Source organism: Thalassospira sp. MCCC 1A01428 (genome assembly GCF_002115825.1).
In the GTDB taxonomy this organism is placed as follows: domain Bacteria; phylum Pseudomonadota; class Alphaproteobacteria; order Rhodospirillales; family Thalassospiraceae; genus Thalassospira.
In genome coordinates, this window is sequence record NZ_JFJZ01000054.1 from 21,875 (window position 1) to 29,161 (window position 7,287).

The 7,287-nt window shown below is 53.4% G+C and carries 5 protein-coding genes; 2 read left to right on the forward strand and 3 right to left on the reverse strand.

Annotated features, from left to right (window positions below; all coding sequences use genetic code 11):
* Positions 1–14: 14 nt before the first annotated feature.
* Together gyrA and THS27_RS23230 are read right to left on the reverse strand one after the other, a co-directional pair.
* A complete protein-coding gene (gyrA, locus tag THS27_RS23225) occupies positions 15–2,774 on the reverse strand; it encodes a DNA gyrase subunit A (RefSeq protein WP_371456178.1) in 2,760 nt (919 codons plus the stop codon).
* A 219-nt stretch (positions 2,775–2,993) separates the two neighbouring features.
* Positions 2,994–3,920 (reverse strand): DMT family transporter, encoded by a 927-nt coding sequence (locus THS27_RS23230; RefSeq protein WP_085594956.1) that lies wholly within the window; start codon positions 3,918–3,920, stop codon positions 2,994–2,996.
* 306 nt (positions 3,921–4,226) lie between these two features.
* Here THS27_RS23230 and THS27_RS23235 point away from each other — a divergent pair, with 306 nt between their 5' ends.
* Both THS27_RS23235 and THS27_RS23245 read left to right on the forward strand, forming a co-directional pair.
* Positions 4,227–4,460: a hypothetical protein gene (locus THS27_RS23235; protein WP_085594958.1), complete on the forward strand. Its 234-nt coding sequence runs from the start codon at positions 4,227–4,229 to the stop codon at positions 4,458–4,460.
* Between the two features lie 425 nt (positions 4,461–4,885).
* Positions 4,886–5,773, forward strand: coding sequence for a putative metalloprotease CJM1_0395 family protein (locus THS27_RS23245; RefSeq protein ID WP_085594962.1), 888 nt, complete (start codon positions 4,886–4,888; stop codon positions 5,771–5,773).
* A 234-nt stretch (positions 5,774–6,007) separates the two neighbouring features.
* Here THS27_RS23245 and pyrC read toward each other — a convergent pair whose 3' ends face one another.
* Positions 6,008–7,054, reverse strand: a complete 1,047-nt coding sequence (gene pyrC / locus THS27_RS23250) for a dihydroorotase (RefSeq protein ID WP_085594964.1) — start codon at positions 7,052–7,054, stop codon at positions 6,008–6,010.
* Positions 7,055–7,287: the final 233 nt, after the last annotated feature.

Genomic DNA, 7,287 nt, shown 5'->3' on the forward strand with positions numbered 1-7,287 from the left:
CGGTCCCTTTCCAGTTACCCGTTTATAGAACCATCAGTGTCATCACCAGCATTGCCGTCACTGTCACCGGCATTCCCGGTTTCATCGTCAACATCTGGCAAAACAACGGTTTCATCGGCAGCAATCACGGTTTCGCCTTCAACGCCTTCTTCATCATCCCCGGCGGTTTCGCCAAGGTTGCTAAGGCGTTCAACAGCAACAACCTGTTCGTCTTCGGCAGTACGGAACAGGGTAACACCCTGCGTTTTCCGCCCGGCAATACGAATATCATGGGTGGGCATCCGAATGACCTTGCCACCATTGGTGACCATCATCAACTCGTCACCTTCCTCGATCACGAAGGATGCCGCAACCAGACCATTTCGTTCAGACATGTCGATATTGGCAAAGCCCTGACCGCCACGCCCGGTCACCCGGTATTCATAAGATGAAGTCCGCTTGCCATAGCCGTTTTCGGTCACCGACAGAATAAGCTGATCACCCGACAGCAATTCGTCATAACGTTCCTGGCTCAGCACTTCGAGCGGCAGCGCGTCATCAACACCGAGTTCTTCACGACGCAGCTTGCTGGCAATCGACAGATATTCGCTGCGTTCTTCCATGCTGGCATGTGAGCCCCACAAAACCGACATCGCAATAACGTCATCACCGTCAGCCAGACGAATACCGCGCACACCCACCGAATTACGACCGGTAAACACACGCACATCAGCCACCCGGAAACGAATGCATTTGCCCTGACGTGTGGTCAGGAAAATATCATCCTCATCCGTGCAGGTTTGAACGGCAATCAGGCTGTCGCCCCGGTCTTCTTCCAGCTTCATGGCGATTTTGCCATTTGCCTTCACATTCACAAAGTCTGCCAGGCTGTTACGCCGCACGTTACCGGTCGAGGTGGCAAACATAATGTGCAGGTTTGGCCATTCTTCTTCGTCAGGCAACGGCAGAACGGTGGTGATATGTTCGCCCTCGGACAAAGGCAGCAAGTTAACCAGGGCCTTGCCGCGCGATTGCGGCGTGCCCAGCGGCAACCGCCAAACCTTCATTTTATAGACCATACCCAGCGAGCTAAAGAACAACACCGGGGTATGGGTATTGGCCACGAACAACTTGGAAACAAAGTCCTCCTCGCGGGTGGCCATGCCCGAACGGCCCTTGCCGCCACGACGCTGCGCACGATAGGTCGATAACGGCACACGCTGGATATAACCGGTGTGCGATACCGTAACCACCATGTCTTCGCGAGCGATCAGGTCTTCAATGTCGTGCTCAAAATCGCCTTCGATAATTTCTGAACGGCGCGGATCGGCAAATTCATTGCGCATTTCCGTGAGTTCGTCTTTCAGAATGGTCAGCTTGCGTTCGCGTGACCCCAGAATATCGAGGAAGTCTTTGATCTTTTCGCCAAGTTCGGTCAATTCACCAGCGATTTTGTCGCGTTCCAGACCGGTCAGGCGATGCAGACGCAGCTCCAGAATGGCGCGTGCCTGGGCTTCGGACAAACGGTAATTACCGTCTTCCGATCCCACCTGATGCGGGTCGGCAATCAGTTCGATCAACGGAACAATATCACCGGCAGGCCAGCTTTTTGCCATCAACTGTTCGCGGGCAATTGCCGGGTCTGCTGCGTTGCGAATCAGACGAATAACGTCGTCGATATTGGCAACAGCAATGCCAAGACCCACCACCACATGGGCGCGATCACGTGCTTTTTTCAGCAAATGAATGGTACGCCGTGTAATCACTTCTTCACGGAATTCGACAAACGCCTGAATAATTTCTTTCAGGTTCATCAGTTCCGGCTTGCCCCGGTTAAGGGCCAGCATGTTAACGCCAAACGATGTTTGCAACGCCGTAAAGCGGAACAACTGGTTCAAAACCACATCGGCAACCGCATCACGCTTAAGCTCGATCACCATCCGCACACCGGAACGGTCCGACTCATCACGAAGGTCGGAAATTCCTTCCAGCTTTTTATCGCGCACCAGATCGGCGATTTTTTCCATCAATGTGGCCTTGTTCACCTGATAGGGAACTTCGGTAACAATAATGGCTTCGCGGTTGGCACGGATTTCTTCAAAATGGGTGCGTGCACGCATCACAACCGAACCACGCCCGGTACGGAATGCGGAATGAATGCCTGAACGGCCAAGAATAAGCCCGCCGGTGGGAAAATCCGGGCCGGAAACAAATTCCATCAACCCTTCAACCGTAATATCGGGGTTATCAATGACCGCCATGCAGCCATCAATCACTTCACCCAGGTTATGGGGCGGAATGTTGGTTGCCATGCCCACCGCAATACCACCAGCCCCGTTGACCAGCATATTGGGATAACGCGCCGGTAACACCGACGGCTCCTTGGTGGTTTCGTCATAGTTGGCCTTGAAATCGATGGTATCCTTGTCGATATCATCGAGCAGGAAGTGGGCGGCCTTGGCCAGGCGGGCTTCGGTGTAACGCATGGCGGCGGCTTTATCGCCATCCATCGAGCCAAAGTTACCCTGCCCGTCAATTTGTTGCAGGCGCATGGAAAAATGCTGCGCCATACGGACCATGGCATCGTAAATCGCACTATCGCCATGCGGGTGATATTTACCCATTACGTCCCCGACGACACGCGCCGATTTACGAAACGGTTTGTTCCAGTCAAAACCGTTTTCATGCATCGCATAAAGAATACGACGATGAACAGGTTTCAACCCGTCACGAACATCGGGCAACGCACGGCTCACGATCACGCTCATCGCGTAATCAAGATAACTGCGGCGCATTTCGCTTTCGATGGAAACCGGGAAAATATCGCGGTTGGCAGTGCTTGACACTTCGGAGGACAAAGGCCGTAACCTCTTAAACGCTTAATCAAAAAAGAATCAATGAGGCCTCCGTGCATCTGCACAGCAAGCCATTCAGCGCGGAAAGTATCAGGTTTACCGCGCACAAACAACATATGACGCAGCACCTTTTCTGCCAAATCATGACAGGCCGGGTTTTCAGTCCTTTTTTGTCATTACATGTACAATTGGCAGAGCATTTTTTCGCCCGCCAAAGCGGATATTGGCCGCCGCAATGCCCGCCAGAATGATCACCATCGCCAGCAATGTGCTGGGTGCCGGAATTTCACCCAGCACAACCAGACTAACCACCACCCCGACAGCCGGCACCAGATAGTTATTAAAGGCAACAAACCCCGCCCCTGCGCGCGCCACCATTAATAACAGCAAAAACATCGCAAGCCCGGTAGGCACCAGCCCCAGATAGATAATGGCAAGCGCCCCCTGTGCCGACCATGCCATCGCCCAGGGCTGGTCAACCAGCAAGGCAACCGGCGCAATTGACAGTGATGCAAAAGTTAAAATAACCGCAGCCGACCCGGCACGGGGTTGATCACGCAGGTTTCGCGCAATTAACGACGATACGGCGTAACAAATCGCCGCCATCAAAACCGCCAGTTGATAGGGCAAATCCCCTCCCAGCCCGCTCAGGGTTTCCGGCCCAACCAGAACAATCACCCCGCATGTCCCCAAAACAAGCCCCGCGACCTTGCCCGGCGTCAGTTTTTCATCCCGGGTCACAAAATGCCCCAGCACCACGGTTGTTAACGGCACAACAGACATCAAAATGGCGGCCAGACCGGCATTTATCCGGGTTTCCCCCATGCTAATCAGGAAAAACGGCACTGCATTTCCTAAAATACCGCACAAAAATGCCGATACCCAGGCGGCTTTCCCGCGCGGAAGGCCGCTTTGACGCAACAACACAATCAGCCATAAAACCACCGCACCCAGGGTAATGCGCCCTGCCGCAACAATCAGCGGTGAATAGGCGTGAACGCTCAGTTTGATAAAGGCAAATGAACTCCCCCACATCAGGGCCAGCAATATCAACAAAAAGTAATCAAGCAGTCCCGGACGTGTCATGTTTCCCGCCTATTATCGCCATAATCATTGGTGCATATGGCTTTGTTCCACACATCTATCCGGTGGGAACATTATCAAAGACTTTGCGTTACCGATTATCTTGAGAAAGATCAACAAAATAGAAACACATATTGTGCTACACAACTCAAAGACAGTGCAGGCCGAAGTGAAAAATGCCGGCGTTAGAAACTGTGATCCGATACAACCCTGGCATTAAATCAGGGACAGGTGCGCAATCGAGTTATTGATAATGATTGTCAATTGCGTTAAATAAGAACAGAGCAAAAAAACAGAGCGAGCAAGAAGATGAGCTATGTCGATCATGAACTGAGCATTGATGAAATGTTGGCAGACCCGATTGTACGGACTCTCATGGCCTATGACGGCATTACCGAAAAAGACGTGCGAAAAACACTGGCACAAGTGGCCGAGGCGCGTGAATTTGGTATGACACATTCTTCCAAACGCATGCAGCCCTCCCTTACCCAGGCATGGGCGCATCAATCCATGCCCGCCATCGCCCCAAAAACAGCAGCCTGAAAGCCCTTCCTGCCGTTTGAAAAAGCCGGAGCATAACCGGGTCAACAGCCGGCACATGATCCATCATCAATGCCGGAATGCGACATGCGCTGTCTGGCTTCATGGACGACATCCGTTATCCTGCACCAAAATCTTTGAATACAAAACGGACAATGCGGCACCAAATGGAACCGCATTGTCGACCTGTTCCCGACAGACTCGATAACCGCGATTTTTCGCAACGCCAATCGCCTGCGGCGTTTCTGAGCTGGGAAAAGGCCGACATGCACGCGCAGCTTGTCATTTTCGGTGTCACACGCCATTGAAACATGCTGTTTTGAGAGAATTGCCTGTTTTACAGGCACAATTACAACCATTCCATCATGCGCATTGATACGTATTGACAAAAACTGGCATCAACCAGCGATTTTGGTATACTTGCGATCATGACATCAATAGGCAGCATTCAAACCATACCAGGGAGCGGCGGCAAGATTGGCGAAGTTGTCGCCATGAATGGTCTTGCCAGCACCGAAAGCCAGGGAGCCTCCAGCGGGGGTACGTCCCAGGGTGGTTTGTTGCCGCGCCGCATGGCCGCTGTCTCGCTTGTTCCGATCACCAGCCCGGCCAGCAAACAATTGCCACCCGCAGCACCCGGCGCGACGCAAGGTCTGCGTGCGCAATCAGAGCAATCTGGCACATCTGACGGGACAACGCCGGCAGCCGGGGCACCCGCCCCAGCCCCCGTGGCGCAGGCCCGCCCTGCCCCGGCCATTTCAGCTGCCACCATTACCGTCGTCCAGCAGGTTGACCCGCGCAGCTTGCCGGGCAGCGGAGCAACCGCAACAGAACTACCTGGCTCGACCAAAGAAAACCCGTCTGAAACACCTCAAACCCGAGGCACACCTGCCCCTGATGGCGCCCCGGATACATTAAGTCCCGGCGCCCGGGACCATGTTCAACGCTTGCAAGATCGTGACGCCGCCGTGCGGGCCGAAGAGAACAGCCACAAGGCCCTGGCCGGCGCCAATGCCGGCATGATCAGCTATAACTACACCGTTGGCCCGGATGGACGCCTATATGCAGAAAGCGGGCATGTAACGATCCAGCCGCTTCGCGGCCTGACGGGCATCCAGGCAATTGCCAATCAGGTTGCCATCGGAAATGCAGCATCCGTTGGCACATCAACAGCCGATTTCTCCGCTCAGAACGGATCATCCGCAAATATAAGCCAAATGATAAGCCATCAGCAACAGACGGCCAGCCAGTCCTATAACCAGACCACGGCAATGCTGTTTAGCCAGCAGCAAAAAACATCCGGTCTGGTTGCCTGATTTTCTTTCTGATCATTGCGATTTAACCGATATCAAGGGCCGCCATTGACACCCGTAGCAGATGGCATGGAAGGGTTGTGACTAAACCACCCCTATGTCGTACCCTATTTGCTTGGCATTACCACCTGAGCGACATAAAAAACGCCCGCATAAGCAGGCGTTTTTTAGCAAACCTTAAAATGTTAAATTACAGGGACAGGCAGCGCAGACAAGCCACCCCCTTCATCCGACACCTTATTTGGCATAATGCCAATATACCGGATAGCCAGGATCAAACACCGTTACCAAACCCTCAGCCGTGTTGATTTTATCAGCAAAACTGGCAGGTTCATCCCGTTTTTCAAGGGTGATGCTCGCATCATTTACTGGCAAACCGTAAAAAGACGGGCCATTAAGCGAGGCAAAGGCTTCGAGCTTGTCGAGCGCATTTTCCTCTTCAAACACATGCGCCAGCAATTGCACCGTATTATTGGCGGTAAAAATACCGGCACAGCCACACGGGCTTTCCTTGCGGGCGTCGGTATGCGGGGCCGAATCCGTCCCCAGGAAAAAGCGCGCATCGCCCGATGTTGCCGCTTCGCGCAACGCCAACCTATGCTTTTCGCGCTTTGCCACTGGCAGGCAATAATAATGCGGGTGAATACCGCCCACCAAAATCGCATTGCGGTTAATGATCAGGTGGTGGGTGGTGATGGTGGCGGCAAAATTCGTGTCGTTCGACTTTACAAAATCAACACCATCCCGGGTGGTGATATGCTCCATAATAATGCGCAGTTCCGGCAAGCGCTTGCGCAGCGGGGCAAGAATGCGATCAATGAACACAGCTTCGCGATCAAAAATATCAATGTCAGCATCGGTGACTTCACCGTGAACACATAGCGGGATGCCCAGCTTTGCCATACGCTCAAGCACTGGCATCGCTTTTTCAAAGTCACGCACACCGCTGGCCGAATTGGTCGTCGCCCCGGCAGGATACAGCTTTAACGCCTGGATAACACCATCGCGATATGCCGCCTCGACATCATCGGGGTCGGTTCCTTCGGTCAAATACAGGGTCATTAACGGGGTAAATTCATGGCCGGCGGGGGTCGCCTCGACAATACGGTTGCGATAGGCAATGGCGTCATCGCGCGTCAGAACCGGCGGCACCAGATTGGGCATAATAATGGCACGACCAAAATGCGCGCTGGTTTCAGGCAGCACGGCACGCAACATATCGCCATCGCGCAAATGCAGGTGCCAGTCATCAGGACGACGGATAGTAACGCGGCTAGCTGACATGTGGGACCTCCTGAAAATACAAACACGTGCGCAATGGGGCCAACAGGCCCTGATTGGTGCAGGGGCCTTGAGTACCAGATCAACCATTTTTTGGGAATTGCAAACATTACCAGTCCGGTATTTTCGCGATGGAAAAGGCCGGAAAACGAAAAAGGCCAGGCTGTTAAGCCTGACCTTTTCACAATGGGGCGAATGATGGGGATCGAACCCACGACCTCCAGAGCCACAATCTT

Coding starts and splice junctions, on each gene's coding strand:
- gyrA (WP_371456178.1), bottom strand. CDS start 2,774: ATGCGCCGCAGTTATCTTGATTACGCGATGAGCGTGATCGTGAGCCGT.
- THS27_RS23230 (WP_085594956.1), bottom strand. CDS start 3,920: ATGACACGTCCGGGACTGCTTGATTACTTTTTGTTGATATTGCTGGCC.
- THS27_RS23235 (WP_085594958.1), top strand. CDS start 4,227: ATGAGCTATGTCGATCATGAACTGAGCATTGATGAAATGTTGGCAGAC.
- THS27_RS23245 (WP_085594962.1), top strand. CDS start 4,886: ATGACATCAATAGGCAGCATTCAAACCATACCAGGGAGCGGCGGCAAG.
- pyrC (WP_085594964.1), bottom strand. CDS start 7,054: ATGTCAGCTAGCCGCGTTACTATCCGTCGTCCTGATGACTGGCACCTG.